This is a genomic window from Alkalitalea saponilacus (genome assembly GCF_900168165.1).
GTDB lineage: Bacteria > Bacteroidota > Bacteroidia > Bacteroidales > Marinilabiliaceae > Natronoflexus > Natronoflexus saponilacus.
This window is the reverse complement of the sequence record NZ_FUYV01000007.1, coordinates 1-18,229: the sequence shown is the minus strand read 5'-3', so window position 1 is coordinate 18,229 and position 18,229 is coordinate 1. Positions and strand designations below refer to the sequence as shown.

Genomic DNA, 18,229 nt, shown 5'->3' with positions numbered 1-18,229 from the left:
AGGATGCTTGAAATTTGTGCAATTGCTTCGGGGAGCAACGGAAATTGTTATTACATAGGTAATGGAGAAGAGGCCGTTCTGGTTGATGCCGGAATCAGTCGGCGTCAGGTTTTGGAACGAATGAATAAATGTGGGTTAGATATCAGAAAAGTTAAAGCCATTTTTATTTCACATGAACACGCCGACCATTTTCGGGGAGTGAGGGTTTTGAGTAAGAAATTGGAAATCCCGGTTTATATGACCAAAAAGTCGTGGGAAAAAAGCTGGGGGCCAAACAGACCTGATAAGGTCTCGTTGTTCTCACCCGGAGATGTTGTTAATATTGGAAAATTTAAGGTTCACACTTTTCTGAAAAACCATGATGCAGCTGAACCTTGCAGTTTCCGGCTGGAGTATGAAGGTAAAAACGTTGGCGTTTTTACCGATATTGGCAAGGCTTGTGATAATGTAATTTCACATCTGGCTTTTTGTCAGGCCCTTTTTCTTGAATCCAATTACGATGAAGATATGTTATGGAACGGTCCTTACCCATATTACCTGAAGACCCGGGTTGCAAGTGATTTTGGCCATTTATCCAATACACAGGCATGCGAGTTATTGCAAAGCCATCATCATCCGGAATTAAAAGTTGTGTTTTTATCGCATTTATCGCAAGAGAATAACAGACCCGATGTTGCTGCATCGGCTTTTGAGGCACTGTCCGACAAATTTCAGATTAAAGTGACCAACAGGTTTGCTGTGGGAGAAGTTTTTCGTTTTTAAATTGCGCAAAAATGGATTATAAAAGCATCCTTATAAAAATACGGCGTATAGTCCGCTCCATCAATCTGGAGTCGAAAAAGGTTCAGAAGGATTTTGGCGTCAGCATTCCTCAGATACTTTGTCTGGAATTTTTAAAAAACTCTCCTAACTATCAGGCCACACAACGTGCCATCAGGGAACATCTGAACCTTAATTCAAGCACCGTAACCGGGATTATAGGCCGGCTTGAGAAAAACGGACTGTTGGCACGACTGCCAAAATCGGGTGATAAGCGTGTTACGCATATCACATTAACATCATCAGGCGATGAATTATTGCAAAAAACTCCCGATTTGCTGCAACAACGTCTCTCTTCAAAACTCAAACGCCTCTCTCCGGAGGAACTTCAACGCATGTCCGACTCCCTCGAAACCCTCATAGAACTTCTTGAAATAAAAACCGAAGAACTTGAAGAATTCCCTTTTATTTCTGACGATGGCGTGCTGGAAGGCAAGGGGGAGGTGGAGTAGGAGGAGTGCTCTGTTGATTTAATTTCGATGTTATATGAAGCCGCAACCTATAAAGAAATTTCAGCCTCCATCGGTATATTTTACTCATCTTTTCATATACGGATGCGGATTTTTGCTTTCATTGGGGTTATTGATTTTTGATATGTTTATCGATGAGGAGGTTCTTCTTGCTCATATTAAGGAAGGAGAAATCTCCGGCCATGCGGGTCAAATGCGAGATGCTATTATTGTAAAACTTATTGCGCATTACTTAGGCAAGCCGGGATTAATGGCAATACCTATCATTGCCATATTTGGGTTTAGCATCTGCATTTATTATAAGGTTTATGAACTAGTCCGCTATTATCGTAAAAACAGGTTGTATGTAAATGGATTAGTAAATAACCTTGATGATGATAATCCTCCACCGAATTTCTTCAAGCATATTTATCTCTTTTTAACACGCAAGAAAAAAGACAAACCGCCTAAGATGAAGTTAAATAAAAGAGAAGTTGAAAAACTCAAACAAGATAAGTTATACAAAAAGCTTTATGGAGATTGAGTTTGGTTTAAAAGTGGGTTTGGATTTATGTATGATAAATATGTTGGTAAGCATAAAATATAGAGCATGAAGACATTTTTGAGTAAGATTGATGCTAAAAGCATTTTCTGGGATAATACGTTTTTGTTAGGGAAAATAATATTAGTATTAACTATTATCGCTCACATTGTTTACGGAATTAGAATATTACCATTATTTAAAACTGTTAATGGAGAAATAGTTGAAGTATATAGTCATTGTAGATGGACAATGACGAATCTTCGAGGTAATGATAGTACATATGATTGTATGGCTCTCAGAATTGATTCATTTAAACGAAGAATTATTCATAGAAATACTAAATACGCAGATTCATTTAAGCCAGGAGATGAAGTTAAGTTATGGTTTTATAGAATGCATGGAGAATATATAATTGTTCAGGCAAATAGAGGCGATGAAATAATAATAAAACACAATGGCCTTTTGGCCAATATTGTTTTTGTATTAATGGTCGGTAGTTTTATGCTTGTTTTGTTGGAGATAATTGTTAAAAAGATTTCGCCCTCTAATCGACGGATTAAAGCTTCGATGAACGGGGGATGCCCATAAATTGAGAGTTTTGTGATAACAGTAACCTCTCAAAATTTTAAAACTAAGGCATCTTAGTGTTGAAAATTTAAGTGCGTAAGTTGTTTAGAATTACCACGTAGCAAACTTATAGGAATATTCATATAATTATTAAGGATGCGTACGAATGATTTTAGACACTGGTGGATTGATTTTTTGCTTTCAGGTATAGTTGTATTATTTATACTATGTGTTGATTATGGATCAATAATTGAAAAACCTAAAAGAGATTTTTTGGGGGTAAGTGTAATTTACTTATTACGCATTATTGGTGTTTTAGGTGGTAAAACTTTCGTTTATGGCTTTCTTAGTATTGTTGCTAGTCTTTTATTTGTCAACGGAATGCAGAAGGTTATTCGACAGTGGAGAGATGACGAGCCTAATAAAGAGGATAAGTACAGTCCTTCCTTTTTGGTTAAAGACTACCAAACCCTTTGCGATGTGCTGTTAGCTAAAGGTTACGATGATGACTTTATAAGTTTAATTACGGATAGAGGAACAAAGATTTGGGCGTCAAAAGTAGCTGATAAACTTAACCGATTAAAAAGCAGTAATCCCGATGCATATAAGGCAATAGAGAAATGGGCTAAGCTATTTAAGGGTTACGTGCAAAATAGTATCGATTTGTAATTGACCGTTAAACCAAAGAATTGGAGCGTAGCGGAAATCGACGTATTCCGCTCGGCTCTGCCATATTGCTTGCAAAGAAACTTCGCCGAGAGTGGGATAATCCCCTCACAAGGTTATCCGACAATACAAGCGCAACCGCTTTACCGACGACAACACCTTGTATCTATTCTTCCTCGATATACCTAACATGGACAGCAACCATAAAGGTTTTATGCCTTTAGCAGCGAATTACGGATTTATTTTTAACTTTGAAACAAGAGATTTGGATTTACTGGCACACGAACTGGCGCATGGCGCCTTTAATCTGCGCCACACCTTTAGCGACAAAGCCCAACACTACTTGCCCCAAAACCAAACCCGCAACCTCATGGATTATGCAGGCGGTGTGGAGCTATGGAAGTACCAATGGGACTTGATTCATAACCCGGAGAAGATTTTGTTTTCGTGGAGCCAGGATGAGAGTGAGGGGGCGGCGATTGCATTAGGAAAGATAATTGTTTTTGATGAGCCATATAATTCTTGTCAATATAAGATTTTGACATTTGAAGGTGCTGATTATAAAGTACCATATCCATGGGATAAGAACATCAAAAAAGCTGCTGATAAGAATAGTGCTTTTTATTATTTTGTTGATTATGATTTAGATTTAAAAATAAAAAAAGAGACTTTTGTAAAACGAAATCCGTTCCTTCCAAATGAATATATCGAAGAACATTTGGACGGATTGAAAAGCATTAGTAGTGCAACATCATATTGCATAAATTCACCCTTCACAATTAGTGCGATAACAAATAATCATATTCGTGTTATTGAAATTCTGCCATCTCAAATTGAGAGTTATTTTGATAGTTGGGGTAATAAACATTGGAACTTTAGAGGTGTGTTGCTAAACAATAAGAAATCAAGGCAATTGTTTGCAATAGAATCCTTAAAAGGTGGTGCATTAGATATTCGAAGGTATTTTAACGTTCAAGATGAAGTACTTTATAGTATTGACAATTCTGTTTTTTGGAATGAGAAATCTGGTAATACAAAATATTATTGTGGCGATGAGTTGATATATTGGTGTTATGGATATTATCTTGCAAAAATGAACTTTTCAGGTTCACAGGCAGTTGCGTTAACCATGCAGTATTTTAATAAAGAAAAGGTACTAACGTTCAATCAAGAAAATCGAATTGAAGAACTACCATGGCGTATTTCAGCAATGCTTGATGGGTTTTATTCATTCAGACAAGACCCAAGAGAAAAAACACCGTTTATAGATATGTATAGTGTTTACGATCGAACGCCAGGTATATATGAATTTGATATAGAATATGATTTAAATGATTTTACAATCGATGCAGTTTTTATTATTGCAACTGGTACAGGATATGGAATAGGAAAAACGGTTGTGCAAACAGGAGTAAAGTTTACTGTTGGTGCTATGATTGATATCACTTTGCAAATGGCATTGTTAACTTTGGGTGGTACAAGTGTTGAGGATGCATATGATTTCATAGATTGGAGATCTGCTGTTTACAGCGGGGTAGAAACTTTTCATTCCAGCTGGTTACAGGCAAGTACAATGACTTGTTTGAATATGGCTTTTCTTGAGATGGGAGGTATGAGATATGATTATGAAACAGTGATTTTTGATTGTGGGCAAGCTTTTCTGACGAATTTTTTAGCGAATAGATTGTTGAAGTCAAGATGCAGATATAGTAGGCTGATAGAAAGATCTTTAAATAATGATGCTGAAGCAACTGTAAAACGGTTATATTCTTTAGGTTTGGATAAAGATTTAGTAGAATGGATATTAGCAAAGGTTGGTGTTAATTTAGGTAATTTAGTTAATGAAATTTATGAAAAGGAATTTTGAAGATTCTTGGTATTTAAATATAATCATGGGTTTTGTTGCCTTAGTACTTGCCTTTCTTTTAGAGAGTAGTTATGAGAAATTATTACTAGAGAATAGAGAATTACCAAGAGGGAAAGGACCTAAATTAGGGCTGTTAATATTGAGGCAATTAGATGATGTTGGCGGTAAATCAATGGTGTTGTCGTTTTTAATATTGATTGCACTGTTTTGTTTTTGGTGGGCATATAAAAAATTCATGAAAGAAAAGTAAATAATAATTTGCGTTCCTATATTTGTTAGTGTAAATCTGCGATTCATGCAAAGTGATTTTAAATTAGTTGCTGCCTAAGATTAGATTTCAACAAAAAAGCAGAAAGTAAATCTTTAACGGTCTTCTTTTGGTCATCCGGTAAGTCTTGTGTTCTATTAAAGAGATTAAGAAGCTCGTTGTCCGTTAGCGCGAATCTCCGATTCGTGTTGTTGTTTTACAACGCCGCGATATTTATATTAAAGAAGTCTTTAAACTTAGATTTGGTAAGCATTGTGTTGATGATTTTGAAAACAGTTTGTTTATCTTCTTCTTCTAATTGCTGAATGAGTTTAAACTGTTCCATTTCGGTTTTGTCTTCCAAAGAAATTTCTTTAGGTAGTTCGCCTTCAAAGTTCAGTATTTGGTCAACGGTCATATCAAACAATACGGCAAATTTTTGTAGCTCTGCTCGGCGTAGTCTTTTGTATAAAAAAGCGTAGTGACTAAGTTGAAATGACTTTTTGATACGTTTGCATACAGTATAGATATGTCAAAAAGATAAAATCAAATTAAGTTACCAATAAGGGTAACTTTTGTTTTCTTTGTAGAGTATGCGAACAATAAAAGAATCAACATTAACCGAGTATTGCAAGCAAAGCAAGTATCAACAGGCTGAAGAGTCTGTAAAAGCCTGGATTTACGAAGTTCGGTTCTCTACATGGAACAATGCAAAAGAACTAAAAGCAAAATATGGCAATGCCAGTATAATAAGTTCAAAAAGAGTAGTGTTCAATATTAAAGGCAATGATTATCGCCTGATTATTGACATTGAATATAAGTTAAAAATAGTCTTTGTCGTTTGGTTTGGAATGCATAAAGAATACGACAAGATAGACGCAAAAACAGTAAGTTATGAAACGAGCATGATTCGTTAACCACAAATATGGATGAAAATTCATCATGCGAGTTCCATCCGGCCATATTCATAAAAATTATTTACGGATGAAACGCCCATGAGTGAGCAACTCACTACAAGAAAATGAATCGATGATCGGCCTTAGCCAAAACAACATCTCATGGAAGTTTCATTATACCAATGAATTAACTAAATTATTTTCGGATGAAACGCCCATGAGTGCGAAACTCACAACAAGAAGATGAAAATACCACCTCATGGAAGTTACATTTGGCCAATGATTTAAACTAATTATTTTCAAATGAAAACTAAAATATTAAAGACAGAACAAGAGTACAACGAAGCTTGTGAACGCATTTACACTTTGATTAACAGCAATGAAAATGCGATAGAACCCGACAGTCCGGAAGGTGAAGAAATGGAGCTATTGTCTTTACTTGTTGAAAAATACGAGCAAGAACATTATCCGGTGGCAGCGCCAAATCCGGTTGAAGCCATCAAGTTTAGAATGGAACAGATGAATTTAAAACAGGCTGATGTAGCACCTTTGTTCGGAGGGAAAACCAGGGTGTCTGAAGTTTTGCATGGAAAACGCCCATTGACTTTAAAAATGATAACCCTATTGAACAGATACTTAGGTATTCCATTAGAATCTTTAGTTTATGGAAATAGAGAAGTAAAACTAGACCCTGAAAAAAGAGAAAAACTCTTGAAGATAGAATCTATAAAAGAATATTTCACAGGTTCAAGGACTGCAATGATTTAAATCCCCCCACACAAGCCCGGTAAATCGGTGTTTCCCGCTTTTCGGGATAAACAGTCCTCGTCAGTCATCAGAAAAGCACGTCAACGGAGGAAATTTTATCCATTAAAATAGAACTAAAACCAGGTAAAAATCGTTAAATTTGTAGTATGACATAAATAATGCAAGACATATTAAAAATGAGCGTTTCAGAGCGTATTTTAATGGTAGAAGCCATTTGGGACAGTATTGCTGAAAATGATGAACAGGTTGAATTAACGGAAGAAACCAAGCAATTACTGGATGAAAGGCTTAAAGCCCATAAAAATAACCCGGAGGAAGGCTCAATCTGGGACGAAGTTAAAGCCAGGATAAAAAGTCAGTTCTGATGCATAGGCTAATTATCAAGCCTTTTACCGAATTAGATGCCACTGAAGCAGCTATCTGGTATAATGATAGAAGAGAAGGCTTAGGGAATGAGTTTTTACTGGCTTTAGATGCAAAAATTAATGCCATCCAAAGAAATCCAAGCCATTTTCAGGTAGTCTATAAAAATATTCAAAGGGCTTTAATAGAACGTTTCCCTTTTGGCATATTCTTTATAGTTGAAAATGGAATCATCTATGTTTTAGCTATCCAACATACCAGTAGAAACCCCAAAATCTGGAAGAAACGCAAATAATCCCCTGCAAATAGTAGTTTATAAATAATTGCATAAAAGATTGAAAGGGCTAAGCGTAGATTGCTTCTACGCTTTCTTTTTTCAGTAGTTTGCAACTATCTCTGCCCTCTGCTCGGCGTAGTCTTGTGTGTAAAAAAAAGCGTTGGTTGACTACATCGCATCATAACTAGCAGTTTGTCGCTCGGCTATGGCGCTTGATTTACCAAGATCTGCCATTACCACAATCAAATATATGGTAAATTCGTTATCTTCAAATTAAAAAGATCAGTAATGTCCAAAGGTTATCAAATAAAGGAACAGAACGGTTTACACTACTTCACATTTTATGCGTCAAACATTTGTTTTTTAATAATCGCATAGAACTCGCCAATAGCTTCCGGTTCATGGCGATGTCCTGTTTTTGATATAATGTTGGATAATTAATGGCTCGTTTCAGGTAGTATATTGGGCTGATATATTTTCACGTTCAGTTTACCGGGATATAGTGCTGGATAGCTTTCGTTTTGCTATGGAGTATAAAGGCATTCAGTTGTTTGCTTATGTCATAATGTCGAACCATGTTCATTTAATTGCCAATAGCAGCATTGGCGATTTGAGCGGCACTATTCGAGATATCATGAAATTCACAAGTAAAAGACCTATTGAAACGATAAATTCAATACCAGAGAGCAGAAGAGAATGGCTATTAAGTGTTTTTAGCAAAGCCGCATCACAACATAAGCGCAATAGTTCCTATCAGGTTTGGACGCATGAGAATCATGCTGTATTGTTATATTCAAACGATTTCATAGCTGAAAAAATCGAATATATCCATAATAATCCTGTTCGTGCGCAAATAGTTTAACATGCCGAAGATTATTTGTAGTCAAGTGCCCGTAATTATGCTGGGTTAAGTAATTATTTAAAGGTTGATGTTTTGACTTTGCCAGCTAAGATAATTAGATAGGTGTAGTCAGGAGACTACAAATGTTGAAACGACGAAGTTGCAAACTTCGCCGAGCATGGGAGTTATTACTCCCGGAACTGTTTACGTTGCCGACCAGGCAACCGGACAGGTCTTTCAGGCTCCTACTTCCAGTCCCGGAAGCTCTTCGAACATCCGCACTCAGGCTCAATCCCGGGTTTATGGTTGTCAGGTAGAGTTTCGACCCTCTGCAACTCAAAGGTTTGGTTTCGACCATGATGGAAATAACATCATTAAACCTGACGCATACTTCACGCGCGACCGCGGTGGGAATCATATTCCATGGAAATCCATAGATGCCGGAAATACCGATGTGGTTAACATTATTCCCACCGGCCTGTGTAGCCGTGACAGTCTCAGGGTGATTCGCGAGAGTGGCATTATTACACCCGTGCGGCCGGGGCAAAACAACATGCTGGAGTTACTCATTACCGGCGGTATGGCCGGAGAAGAAGAGATGCTGACAGTGGCGCGGGCATCAACGGTACATGTTAATGACTCTGTAACCGACGAGATGCTGACTGAAGCCGGTTCCCTTGGTCTGGTTACTTATAACCGCAAAATAAAAGAAGTTGTACTGGTTCCGGTAAATCAGGCAGGTTTTCCATCTGCCAATACCAATACCAGCAGCATAAGCAAACGCTTGAACGAGATTTACTCCTCTGCCGTTGTAAACTGGCAGGTGAGGGTAGATGATGCCATAGAAGTAGGCCGCATTAATGAGGAGGACTTTAAAGTGGAAGGCACCGCCATGCTCAGCAAGTACACTTCCGACATGAACAAGGTCATCCGCACCTACAAGCGCAACCGCCCTGCCGATGACAACACCATGTACCTGTTTTTTGTTGACATACCCAGTTTGGCCAGCAACCGAAAAGGATTTATGCCTTTGGCGGGCAATTACGGATTTATTTTTAACTTTGAAACAAGAGATTTGGATTTACTGGCACACGAATTGGCGCATGGTGCCTTTAACCTGCGCCACACCTTTAGCGACAAAGCCCAACACTACTTGCCCCAAAACCAAACCCGCAACCTCATGGACTACGCCGACGGTGTGGAGCTATGGAAGTACCAATGGGACTTGATTCATAACCCGGAGAAGATTTTGTTTGCGTGGAGTCAGGATGAGGAGGAAGGGGCGTATTATTCTTCAGGTGATCATTATATTGAAATAGAAGGAGAACTGCATGAAATATATAATAGAGAAGCTTTAGGTGCTTCATCAATTGATTTTTTGAAAGAAATGGTTGTTTACTATTTTCCAACTGAAGAAGTTTTCAAAGTGAAATTAAGAGGTGGGGTATTAAACAGGTCTGGTGAAATTAGGTATTCTCAAAGATCTAAATGGAAGTATTATGAAGGTGAAGAAATTGAACTTATTGATAATGAATTTATTGAATTAGACCTTTCAAGTCAAGAGGTAATTCTTAAATTATGGTGTGATTATAGTAGCAGAAACAATTTGCCCTCTTTTGTTAGGTTTGTCCCATTAATGCCACAGGTGTTCTATAACTCTACCCCTGAAAGTTCTGACAAGATTGACCTTAGGATAGACCCAATAGACCGAGAACGCACGATTGAAAGGATTAACCCGCTAGAGCTTAAGATTAGGGGAGTTGACTTTTATTATTATGAGCGGAATCCTAGAGCGCACTTTTCGGATTTTGCGGATGCACTTAGCTTTATAAGGAAGGTGGAGTGGAATGGAGAAAATATTGAATTTGATAATTCATGGGTGGAGTATCCTTTTACCAAGGACGAGAATTCTCTCACTATAGTACCAAAACTTGGATCGCCAATCACCTATACAATAACAAAAGAACAAAGTTGCTTACCACCTACCCACGTGAAGTTTAGAAAAGGTGGTAGTATAGATTACGATTATGGAATAGATTATAACTGTACAGTTTCACCAGCAGATCCTAATTGCGCAATACTGAATGGAGAGAGCAAGCAATATCCATCTTTCTCAACTCCTATGGGCCAGGGAGTTCCTTGGGTTTTTATTGGTGAAAAAGAAGAAAAAACGGTTAGTCTAACGTTTGATGGGCACAATACTTGTAGAGATATTGTTTTAACGGGGAATGGCAAAGCTCAGTTAAGCGATAACGATTTTCTGAATATTCAGTTACTTGGCAACCAGTACCCAAGAACTGGGAACTACTTTGTTGAAGCACGCAGTACCCCAGAAAGCGAGGTGGTAGGGAAGTTAAATGTGGTAGCAGTGAAGCCAATACCATCTTATACTTTCAATGTTCAGATTGTTTTAGTAAAGCACCCGACGGAGGATGATTACCCCACTTATAGAAAGTCTTGGAATGATATTGAAGCAGAAGTTAACAAGATTTTTAGCCCTTTAGGCGTGAACATTAATATGAACATTGGTAATGTTCAAAGGATTAGTTTAGACTACAACTTAAACCAAGATGACAAGCTTGATAGGACTTGTAGAGTATCAACATCGTCAATTCATAATAGCATAAATCGAAAGTCTAATACTTATTACCTTTTTATAATTGGTAAAGATATTGTAGGCGAAGAAAGCAGAATCATAAATGGGTATGCAATTAGAAATTTAAATTTTCCAAGAATTGGTGAGCATCCTTTTGCCACAGTAACCACTAAATCGACTAATCAAGACATTACGATTGCCCACGAGCTTGGGCATAGCATCTTTGGACTTAGGGATGTGAGGGAAGAATTTGGAGTAGTCCTGGATCCCTTTAATATAATGAATTATGGTCGTTATAACGGAGCTAAACTAAAGGCTTACCAGGTGCTCTTCCTGATTGAAAAACTCTATTACTTTAACAATTTACAGCAATGGACCGAAGAATAGTATTATTTATAGCAGTGGCGACCTTATTTGTTGGCACAATTAAGGGGCAGCATGCGGAAATAATGGCCGATATCGATAGCGTTCTGGCAGAACAGAAGTTTGAACCTAATTATGTGCTTTTAGCTCAGGATGTGGCATTCAGCGTTAGCTATTACAGTAGTATTCTTGATACCCTTACCACTTGTCGTCGTTACGTGCATTTTCATTGTAGACTTGCTGTTTTTTTGAGGCATATTCCCAAGGATGATACCACTAACCGGGAGTGTTTCATAGGTAAGATAATTGAAATGGCCAAAAATCCGCTACTTGATGAGACAGCCTGCATAACAGGGAGTTTAACTAAGTGGGCTGATGTTAATGAATTCACCCCTTCTCATGTTGAGGCAATGAGAGACTCTATGTTTTTTAGGGGTGGTAATTATGATCTACCATTATTAGTTGTATGGTTGGGGTTAGAAAGCGAGCTCCCAAGGTTAAGGGCATGGGGGAAACGTGAGCGGCCTCGTGGCAGTAAATTACTTCATAGTAACCTTGATGCCGCCCTTGCTCGCTTGGGGGACCAACATACGATAGACTCTCTGGCGAATCTACAAATTGATAGAACCAGCCACGAGGATTCTGCTTCGGAAATATTAAACCATATGATACTTTTAAACTACGCAAGGCAGAAGGAAACTATCGAGCGGTTATTCCAGTATCTCTATGACGACAGTATTCGGCTTATGGAGGATTATGGTGATGGGATAAAATATTATGGATGGGTAGGCACAGATGCCATACATCACTTAGCAATGATGGTTGATGGCTTCCCTACTGCTATTAATAGTTTAGACAGAGTTATTAATCCAAGGATAGAAGACGATAAACATGAGAAGTGGGAGTTGATACTTCAAGCGCGTGAATGGTATGAGCAGAATAAGGATACTTACACATTCACCAGAGACTTGGATGGTTTTATATATATTAGGTAATCCCGTTATCGCAAAACCAAGTTCGACTTTGTCAATTTGCAATTCGTGCTATTATATTACAAGGCCGCAATATTTTTATTAAAAAAATCTTTAAACTTTTTATTGGTAAGCATTTTATCAATAAGCTTGAAAATGGTTTTTTAGTCTACCCCCCCCCCCGTTCGCGCGAATTTCTTGGTAAACTAAGCGGCAGAGCCGAGCGGTAATTCGTACTTTTATTCCAGTTCACCTCGTTATTGTGAGCGGTAATTTGCGCTTTGCTTTAAATCATGAATTGCAAATATGTTTCTCGACCAAAAGCTAAACTACATTCATAACAATCTTGTTGTTGAGGGAATTGTTGAAAGGCCGGAAGATTATTTATATTCGAGTGCACGAAATTATACAGGTTTAAGAAATTATTTGGAGATTATAAAAGAATGGGGCAAATTGGAGCGGATTTGAGTTGAAATTGACACGTGTTGCCGCTCGGCTCTGCCGCTTTGCCTTTACAGAATCTTTCGCCAACGGTTGTCTATTCCCTGGCAGGTTCAGAATAAAAGCTATGATAAACCGCTATGAACCAAGACTCACAAACATGGCACAAATCCGTGCAAGCATCATTACCAATTGGCTCAAACATCACAATCTGAGAGAAGTGTAATGCATGGCCGGCCACAAATACGTAAGTAGTACTGAACGCTATAGAATAGACACTTTGGAGGATTTGCAGAAAGAAATGGAGAAATATCATCCATTAAAATAAAAACTGTTGATTTTGCAACTAAATATAGTTACATTTGTATTATGTCTAAAAGAGAAAAGTTAATAGCCCGTTTTTTGACTATGCCATCTGATTTTCATTACGATGAGATGGTTAAGCTTTTAGGCTATTTTGAATTTAGAGAAGTGAGAAAAGGGAAAACTTCGGGTTCCCGGGTTAAGTTTATGAATCCAGATGGATTGCCCATAATGCTTCATAAGCCGACCCATCTGGGATTATGAAGCAGTATCAGTTGAAACAAATTAAAGAGGTATTAGGATTATGAAACGAGCCATGAGAATCGACAGATCGATGAAGTCAAAGCTTTTTTCATTAGGGAATGACTATGTGGCGAGTTCCATGTGCCCATTGAAAAACAAATTATAGATACATGAAAAATTTAGAACATAAAGGATATACAGGAAGCATTGAATACAGCAAAGAAGATGATTTGTTGTATGGAAAAGTTCTTGGTATCAATGGTCTGATATCTTATGAAGGGAAAACAGGCAGTGAGTTAGAAGCTGATTTTAAAGCAGCTGTTGATGCATATTTGTCTGACTGTAAGGAAGAGGGGATTACACCAGAAAAGCCCTTTAAAGGCAGTTTTAATGTTCGGATTTCGGCCGAGCTTCATCAGAAAGCAGCTTTACTTGCAATGGAGGATAGAATGTCATTAAATAACTTTGTTGCAGAATCTATTAGAGAAAGAGTTTTTCGGATATTTGGAAAATTATCCCCCCGCACAAGTCGGTAAATCGGTATTCGTCCTCGTCAGTCATCAGAAAAGCACGCCAACGGAGGGGGTTTTGTTCATTAAAATGGAACTAAAACCAGGTAGAAATCGTTAAATTTGTAGTATGACAAAAATAATGCAAGACATATTAAAATTGAGCGTTTCAGAGCGCATTTTAATGGTTGAAGCCATTTGGGACAGTATTGCTGAAAGTGATGAACAGGTTGAATTATCGGAAGAAACCAAGCAATTATTGGAAGAAAGGCTTGAAGGCCATAAAAATAACCCGGAGGAAGGCTCAAGCTGGGACGAAGTTAAAGCCAGGATAAAAAGTCAGTTCTGATGCATAGGCTAATTATCAAGCCTTTTGCCGAATTAGATGCCACTGAAGCAGCTATCTGGTACAATGATAAAAGAGAAGGCTTAGGGAATGAGTTTTTACTGGCTTTAGATGCAAAAATTAATGCCATCCAAAGAAATCCTAGCCATTTTCAGGTAGTTTATAAAAATATTCAAAGGGCTTTAATAGAACGTTTCCCTTTTGGGATATTCTTTATTGTTGAAAATGGAGTCATCTATGTTTTAGCTATCCAACATACCAGTAGAAACCCCAAAATCTGGAAGAAACGCAAATAACTCCCCGTTCGCGCCGATTTGCAATCGGGGCAAAGTCGAAGCACGGGCTAGTCATGAACTGTAAGTGAATTAAAAAATGACTATGTCAAATTTCGTTTAGCGTCAATGGAGAGGATTTAAGGTGGATAGGGCATGAGTTGTAAACTCGCACCAACGGTAAGTCGGCGTGAGTGGATGCTCTCTTACTTTTAAAAAGCCGCCGGGAACCTTAAAAACGTAAAAGAATATAAATTCTGGCAAGATGGTAATCATGCAGAAATGATAGAGTCCAATAAGTTTTTCGACCAAACGCTAAACTACATTTATAACAATCTTGTTGTTGAGGGAATTGTTGAAAGGCCGGAAGATTATTTATGGAGTTCGGCACGCAATTATGCAGGGTTGAGTAATTATTTGAAGGTTGATGTTTTGACTTTGCCAGCTTAGATAATTAGATATGTGTAGTCATAAGACTACGGTTTAAAACGACGAAGTTACAAGCTTCGCCGAGCATGGGCGGTGAAGTTGAAAAAATGAATTATTACAATGAGCATATTCAAGAAGAGTGGGTATTTAAGAGTTTTATTTATCGGATTGCCATTTGGTGTTGCATCATTATTAGGAGGAATACAAATAGTCAACGATATCCCTGATACTCCTAAAGATCTCAAGTTACACGAAGGTAAACTTGTTAGTTATGGCGATGCAGTATATTATTCCAAAGCAGTTGATTTAGAAAGATCCGTTTTCTATCTTAAAGTTATAAAGAAATCTATTACACCGATAGAAGAAAAGAACGAGAAGTTATAGAAAACTATACTTTTAGTATTGGTGATAGCATAACAATTTGGACAGAGCCAGGTGGAGTATACATAAAACAACTCACTGCCAATAATCAAATGGTGATGAGCTACCGCCCTCCGTATTGGATGGCATGGTTTTTTACCGTGGCTGGGGTAGTTTTTACCACTATGTCTCTCTTTTATTTAATCAAATATAGTTCTGACTATTTTGGAGGTTAGTATTTAAATAATTAGGGCGATGTGTCATTTTGTTTCTGTGACTTCCCGGTTCCGTTAGCACGAATTTCGTTTCAAAGGTTAAGCAGCAGAGTCGAGCATTAATTCGTGCTTTTTTAGCTATATTAGCAAGCCGTTAGTTTGAGTGGTTGCTCGTTCCAATAAGCTTATTTAAAGATATTAGTTCTTGGATGTATTGAAGTTTTTACACGAACAAATCACAAACCAACTCTTTTTTATTGTTTCTACAATTGTCAACTTGAAAATGGCTTACAATTTTGGACTTAATGCCTTGTTGTAACCATTTATATTTAAATACCTTAACCTGAATTATGAAAACAGAAGGGAAAAGTTTTGATGAAATATTTGAAAAGATTCTGCCCCATTTGAAACCATTGGAGGAGGTAAGGAAAAATAGCGCAAGGGGTATTCTGTTAGGGGGGATCCTTGCTTCTATTTCGTTTGCTATGGTTGTTGTGGGCATTATATTAGAATTACATTTTTTTACCTTTCTTTTTGTTATGTTGATAATGGCCGGAGTGATTATACTCTTCGTCAATCTCGATATTGTTATGAGAAATATAAGGTCTAAGTTCAAAGATGTTGTTATTCTGGGCTTACTCGAATATTTCTATGAAGATGTGCAATATCTTCCCAATCAGAAGATGAGTGTAAATCTGTTACGAAAAAGCCTTTTGTTTAATCATTATGTTTATAACCATGAGGGAGAAGATTTTATTAGTTGTAGAATAAATAGTACCGTTGTTTATATGTCAGAAATCACTACTGACCCCATATTGACTGAGGGGGCAGTCTTTAACGGGATTTTTATTGCGGTGAAGTTTAATAAACGATTCAGTTCCAAAACAGTGTTAATTAACCGCAGAAATAGGCCTTTATTAAGAAAAGTCAGATTGAATTTCTTTGGTTATATGAAAAAAGCAGTATATGTTAAGCTTGAAAATATTGAGTTCAACAAAAGATTTCTGACAATTGCAGAGAATCAGGTAGAGTCACGTTATAAGCTTACTCCAGCCCTTATGGATAAAATGTTAAACTATAAGAAAAAGCTAAATGCTAATGTTAGCTTCTCATTTATTGATAATTATCTATATGTTACTATCCCATCCCGAACGGATCTCTTTGAACCTCGTTATCTAAAACCCATAAACAATAAGGAGTTTATTCAAAAACACTACTTTTATCTTGGTCTGCTAACTGATGTTGTTGAAGATCTGGATTTGAACACTCGAATTTGGCTATAGTGGTAGCTAATATTTGTGATTCGTTTTGTGCTTGTGCGAAAACGTTATCACGAATTTGAGTGCGTCTCCCGAGGATTTTTGATTCTATTTTTTGTGCTCCCGATAAAACGGCTATTTCGCAAATAAAATATCGTTCTAGCCTCCCGTTCGCGCCGATTTGCAATCGGGGCAAAGTCGAAGCCCGGGCTAGTCATGAACTGCAAACGAATTAAAAAATGACTACGTCAAATTTCGTTTAGCGTCAATGGAGAGGATTTAAGGTGCAAACTCGCGCCAACGGCTGACCTATTAATTAATCAGGTGTCGTATTATCTAACTGATGCTAAAATCTCGTATTTACCACATTGGTGTATTTCGACCCAAACGTATATGAAAACCCAATGGATCCACTTGCCTGATAATTGGTGCTCTGGCGTCTTTGCTGTAGCAAGATGTCTTCAACAGACATGTCGCCTATGGGCAATGCAACGAGGTCGTTAATGAAGTTAAAATTTCCCCGAAAACTGAGTGAAAAACCACTGAATATCCTCAGGTTTAGATTGGAAAATAGATCTACGCGGTTGGCATTGAAGTCATGAAAATAGTGAGATCCGTTAATACCTCCCATTATGTTCCCCCAGGGCTGCTGAATTCTTACAGATAGATTTAGTTTATGACCCCATAAAAACTCTTCTGTTTGATTAAAAATTGTTTCTTCAATGTAATTATGGTATCCGGCTCCAAGTTGGTACGACATTGTTATTGACTTTCGGGTTGCTTCCTGATAGGGGTAAAGGCTGTACTCAATTCCTGGTATTAATTCAACATTGAACCGAGTATTATGAAATGTACTCGAAAGTGAGTACAAAAACAGACCCATTGACCAATGGTCATTTATGCTCTTTATTGCAAAACCTTCAAAGCCATTTCTATGTGATTTGCGGATAATTGTTTCGTTATCTGTTTCGAATCTCAATTTCCCATAATTAAAGTATGGCCTGAATTGTAGTTTTATATCTTCCGTCGTTTTGTTGGCGTAAAAGCCATAACGAGCCGTAAAATTATCTCTTTGTGATTCAAATGAGAAATTACTTCCTGCATATACTTCAAAAATCCAGTTATTAAAAGGATCTTCCTGCGTATTTTTTTCAATAGTTTGAATTTCTTTCATTGTTAGAAACAGATGACTGCCCATGGGAGTTGATGCCAGATATGGTGCCAATCCAAGTTTGATTATTTCCGTCAAACCCTGCCGGGTTTCATCAGAGGTGTTTGTTGGATATTCCGGTGATATTGACCCCCTAGAACCGGAGGATTTTTCCTTTTTGTTAAAGGTTCAAAGAACGTGATGGACTGACAATATTACAGTTTTTTTCTTAAACTTTCTCCTTTGAGTTCAATTCGATAAGAGGTATGGACGATTCTATCAAGAATTGCATCGGCAATAGTCTCTTCTCCAATGACATCATACCATGTTGCGACTGGCAATTGACTTGCAATAATCGTTGATTTCTTGCCGTGTCTATCCTCAATCATTTCCAAGAAGTCCATCCTTTGTTGATTCTCCAGATAGGTAAGCCCAAAATCATCCAGGATTAGTAAATCTGTTTTAACT

Annotated in this window: 24 protein-coding genes; 21 read left to right on the top strand and 3 right to left on the bottom strand. The window is 37.5% G+C overall.

Translation table 11 applies throughout. The features are described 5' to 3' along the window. Window positions 1–3: 3 nt before the first annotated feature. The 7 genes from B5X70_RS07395 to B5X70_RS07365 all read left to right on the top strand — a co-directional run bounded on the left by B5X70_RS07395 (window position 4) and on the right by B5X70_RS07365 (window position 5,162). On the top strand, window positions 4–762 hold the full coding sequence (locus B5X70_RS07395) for an MBL fold metallo-hydrolase (protein ID WP_079557262.1): 759 nt from the start codon (window positions 4–6) through the stop codon (window positions 760–762). Window positions 763–773: 11 nt separating this feature from the next. Beyond that, window positions 774–1,271, top strand: a complete 498-nt coding sequence (locus tag B5X70_RS07390) for a MarR family winged helix-turn-helix transcriptional regulator (protein WP_079557261.1) — start codon at window positions 774–776, stop codon at window positions 1,269–1,271. 34 nt (window positions 1,272–1,305) lie between these two features. After that, complete coding sequence (locus B5X70_RS07385; protein ID WP_079557260.1) at window positions 1,306–1,812, top strand: hypothetical protein; 507 nt, start codon at window positions 1,306–1,308, stop codon at window positions 1,810–1,812. Between the two features lie 66 nt (window positions 1,813–1,878). Next, entirely contained in the window at window positions 1,879–2,400 is a 522-nt protein-coding gene (locus tag B5X70_RS07380) for a hypothetical protein (RefSeq protein ID WP_079557259.1), read from the top strand. 135 nt (window positions 2,401–2,535) lie between these two features. Beyond that, window positions 2,536–3,048 (top strand): hypothetical protein, encoded by a 513-nt coding sequence (locus tag B5X70_RS07375; RefSeq protein WP_079557258.1) that lies wholly within the window; start codon window positions 2,536–2,538, stop codon window positions 3,046–3,048. A 187-nt stretch (window positions 3,049–3,235) separates the two neighbouring features. Continuing rightward, window positions 3,236–4,912, top strand: coding sequence for a hypothetical protein (locus B5X70_RS07370; protein ID WP_079557257.1), 1,677 nt, complete (start codon window positions 3,236–3,238; stop codon window positions 4,910–4,912). Further along, window positions 4,896–5,162, top strand: coding sequence for a hypothetical protein (locus B5X70_RS07365; protein ID WP_079557256.1), 267 nt, complete (start codon window positions 4,896–4,898; stop codon window positions 5,160–5,162). The genes B5X70_RS07370 and B5X70_RS07365 overlap by 17 nt, the downstream gene beginning before the upstream one ends. 214 nt (window positions 5,163–5,376) lie before the next feature. Here B5X70_RS07365 and B5X70_RS07360 read toward each other — a convergent pair whose 3' ends face one another. Further along, on the bottom strand, window positions 5,377–5,586 hold the full coding sequence (locus B5X70_RS07360) for a transcriptional regulator (protein ID WP_143255044.1): 210 nt from the start codon (window positions 5,584–5,586) through the stop codon (window positions 5,377–5,379). Between the two features lie 166 nt (window positions 5,587–5,752). Here B5X70_RS07360 and B5X70_RS07355 point away from each other — a divergent pair, with 166 nt between their 5' ends. The 14 genes from B5X70_RS07355 (at window position 5,753) to B5X70_RS07285 (ending at window position 16,635) form a co-directional block, all read left to right on the top strand. Beyond that, window positions 5,753–6,076 carry a type II toxin-antitoxin system HigB family toxin gene (locus tag B5X70_RS07355; protein ID WP_079557254.1) on the top strand — a complete coding sequence of 108 codons (324 nt, stop codon included), beginning with the start codon at window positions 5,753–5,755 and terminating at the stop codon, window positions 6,074–6,076. Between the two features lie 282 nt (window positions 6,077–6,358). Next, window positions 6,359–6,823, top strand: a complete 465-nt coding sequence (locus B5X70_RS07350; protein WP_198314175.1) for a helix-turn-helix domain-containing protein — start codon at window positions 6,359–6,361, stop codon at window positions 6,821–6,823. A gap of 176 nt (window positions 6,824–6,999) precedes the next feature. Beyond that, window positions 7,000–7,188 carry an addiction module protein gene (locus B5X70_RS07345; RefSeq protein WP_234995078.1) on the top strand — a complete coding sequence of 63 codons (189 nt, stop codon included), beginning with the start codon at window positions 7,000–7,002 and terminating at the stop codon, window positions 7,186–7,188. Next, complete coding sequence (locus B5X70_RS07340; protein ID WP_079557252.1) at window positions 7,188–7,481, top strand: hypothetical protein; 294 nt, start codon at window positions 7,188–7,190, stop codon at window positions 7,479–7,481. The genes B5X70_RS07345 and B5X70_RS07340 overlap by 1 nt, the downstream gene beginning before the upstream one ends. Window positions 7,482–7,965: 484 nt before the next feature. Next, window positions 7,966–8,325 carry a transposase gene (locus B5X70_RS07335; RefSeq protein WP_232468322.1) on the top strand — a complete coding sequence of 120 codons (360 nt, stop codon included), beginning with the start codon at window positions 7,966–7,968 and terminating at the stop codon, window positions 8,323–8,325. A gap of 157 nt (window positions 8,326–8,482) precedes the next feature. Continuing rightward, on the top strand, window positions 8,483–11,287 hold the full coding sequence (locus B5X70_RS07330; RefSeq protein WP_079557251.1) for a hypothetical protein: 2,805 nt from the start codon (window positions 8,483–8,485) through the stop codon (window positions 11,285–11,287). Continuing rightward, complete coding sequence (locus B5X70_RS07325; RefSeq protein WP_079557250.1) at window positions 11,272–12,258, top strand: hypothetical protein; 987 nt, start codon at window positions 11,272–11,274, stop codon at window positions 12,256–12,258. The genes B5X70_RS07330 and B5X70_RS07325 overlap by 16 nt, the downstream gene beginning before the upstream one ends. Before the next feature lie 786 nt (window positions 12,259–13,044). Further along, window positions 13,045–13,242 carry a type II toxin-antitoxin system HicA family toxin gene (locus tag B5X70_RS07310; RefSeq protein WP_198314176.1) on the top strand — a complete coding sequence of 66 codons (198 nt, stop codon included), beginning with the start codon at window positions 13,045–13,047 and terminating at the stop codon, window positions 13,240–13,242. A 149-nt stretch (window positions 13,243–13,391) separates the two neighbouring features. Then, complete coding sequence (locus tag B5X70_RS07305; RefSeq protein WP_079557249.1) at window positions 13,392–13,757, top strand: type II toxin-antitoxin system HicB family antitoxin; 366 nt, start codon at window positions 13,392–13,394, stop codon at window positions 13,755–13,757. Between the two features lie 103 nt (window positions 13,758–13,860). Beyond that, window positions 13,861–14,079, top strand: coding sequence for an addiction module protein (locus B5X70_RS07300; RefSeq protein WP_079557248.1), 219 nt, complete (start codon window positions 13,861–13,863; stop codon window positions 14,077–14,079). Further along, window positions 14,079–14,372, top strand: a complete 294-nt coding sequence (locus B5X70_RS07295; RefSeq protein WP_079557247.1) for a type II toxin-antitoxin system RelE/ParE family toxin — start codon at window positions 14,079–14,081, stop codon at window positions 14,370–14,372. Before B5X70_RS07300 ends, B5X70_RS07295 begins: the two co-directional genes overlap by 1 nt. Before the next feature lie 258 nt (window positions 14,373–14,630). Then, entirely contained in the window at window positions 14,631–14,798 is a 168-nt protein-coding gene (locus tag B5X70_RS18040; protein ID WP_157666520.1) for a hypothetical protein, read from the top strand. A gap of 99 nt (window positions 14,799–14,897) precedes the next feature. Next, a complete protein-coding gene (locus tag B5X70_RS07290) occupies window positions 14,898–15,161 on the top strand; it encodes a hypothetical protein (protein WP_079557246.1) in 264 nt (87 codons plus the stop codon). Between the two features lie 541 nt (window positions 15,162–15,702). Beyond that, window positions 15,703–16,635, top strand: a complete 933-nt coding sequence (locus B5X70_RS07285) for a DUF3137 domain-containing protein (protein WP_079557245.1) — start codon at window positions 15,703–15,705, stop codon at window positions 16,633–16,635. A gap of 322 nt (window positions 16,636–16,957) precedes the next feature. Here B5X70_RS07285 and B5X70_RS07280 read toward each other — a convergent pair whose 3' ends face one another. Both B5X70_RS07280 and B5X70_RS07275 read right to left on the bottom strand, forming a co-directional pair. Continuing rightward, window positions 16,958–17,860 carry a hypothetical protein gene (locus B5X70_RS07280; protein ID WP_143255043.1) on the bottom strand — a complete coding sequence of 301 codons (903 nt, stop codon included), beginning with the start codon at window positions 17,858–17,860 and terminating at the stop codon, window positions 16,958–16,960. A gap of 116 nt (window positions 17,861–17,976) precedes the next feature. Then, on the bottom strand, window positions 17,977–18,229 hold a 253-nt coding region (locus tag B5X70_RS07275; RefSeq protein WP_159449996.1), incomplete at its 5' end, for an ATP-binding protein.

Bases quoted from the DNA above. Each gene is read 5' to 3' on its own strand.
- B5X70_RS07395 (WP_079557262.1), top strand. From the start codon at position 4: ATGCTTGAAATTTGTGCAATTGCTTCGGGGAGCAACGGAAATTGTTAT.
- B5X70_RS07390 (WP_079557261.1), top strand. From the start codon at position 774: ATGGATTATAAAAGCATCCTTATAAAAATACGGCGTATAGTCCGCTCC.
- B5X70_RS07385 (WP_079557260.1), top strand. From the start codon at position 1,306: ATGAAGCCGCAACCTATAAAGAAATTTCAGCCTCCATCGGTATATTTT.
- B5X70_RS07380 (WP_079557259.1), top strand. From the start codon at position 1,879: ATGAAGACATTTTTGAGTAAGATTGATGCTAAAAGCATTTTCTGGGAT.
- B5X70_RS07375 (WP_079557258.1), top strand. From the start codon at position 2,536: ATGCGTACGAATGATTTTAGACACTGGTGGATTGATTTTTTGCTTTCA.
- B5X70_RS07370 (WP_079557257.1), top strand. From the start codon at position 3,236: ATGGACAGCAACCATAAAGGTTTTATGCCTTTAGCAGCGAATTACGGA.
- B5X70_RS07365 (WP_079557256.1), top strand. From the start codon at position 4,896: ATGAAAAGGAATTTTGAAGATTCTTGGTATTTAAATATAATCATGGGT.
- B5X70_RS07355 (WP_079557254.1), top strand. From the start codon at position 5,753: ATGCGAACAATAAAAGAATCAACATTAACCGAGTATTGCAAGCAAAGC.
- B5X70_RS07350 (WP_198314175.1), top strand. From the start codon at position 6,359: ATGAAAACTAAAATATTAAAGACAGAACAAGAGTACAACGAAGCTTGT.
- B5X70_RS07345 (WP_234995078.1), top strand. From the start codon at position 7,000: ATGAGCGTTTCAGAGCGTATTTTAATGGTAGAAGCCATTTGGGACAGT.
- B5X70_RS07340 (WP_079557252.1), top strand. From the start codon at position 7,188: ATGCATAGGCTAATTATCAAGCCTTTTACCGAATTAGATGCCACTGAA.
- B5X70_RS07330 (WP_079557251.1), top strand. From the start codon at position 8,483: ATGGGAGTTATTACTCCCGGAACTGTTTACGTTGCCGACCAGGCAACC.
- B5X70_RS07325 (WP_079557250.1), top strand. From the start codon at position 11,272: ATGGACCGAAGAATAGTATTATTTATAGCAGTGGCGACCTTATTTGTT.
- B5X70_RS07310 (WP_198314176.1), top strand. From the start codon at position 13,045: ATGTCTAAAAGAGAAAAGTTAATAGCCCGTTTTTTGACTATGCCATCT.
- B5X70_RS07305 (WP_079557249.1), top strand. From the start codon at position 13,392: ATGAAAAATTTAGAACATAAAGGATATACAGGAAGCATTGAATACAGC.
- B5X70_RS07300 (WP_079557248.1), top strand. From the start codon at position 13,861: ATGACAAAAATAATGCAAGACATATTAAAATTGAGCGTTTCAGAGCGC.
- B5X70_RS07295 (WP_079557247.1), top strand. From the start codon at position 14,079: ATGCATAGGCTAATTATCAAGCCTTTTGCCGAATTAGATGCCACTGAA.
- B5X70_RS18040 (WP_157666520.1), top strand. From the start codon at position 14,631: ATGATAGAGTCCAATAAGTTTTTCGACCAAACGCTAAACTACATTTAT.
- B5X70_RS07290 (WP_079557246.1), top strand. From the start codon at position 14,898: ATGAGCATATTCAAGAAGAGTGGGTATTTAAGAGTTTTATTTATCGGA.
- B5X70_RS07285 (WP_079557245.1), top strand. From the start codon at position 15,703: ATGAAAACAGAAGGGAAAAGTTTTGATGAAATATTTGAAAAGATTCTG.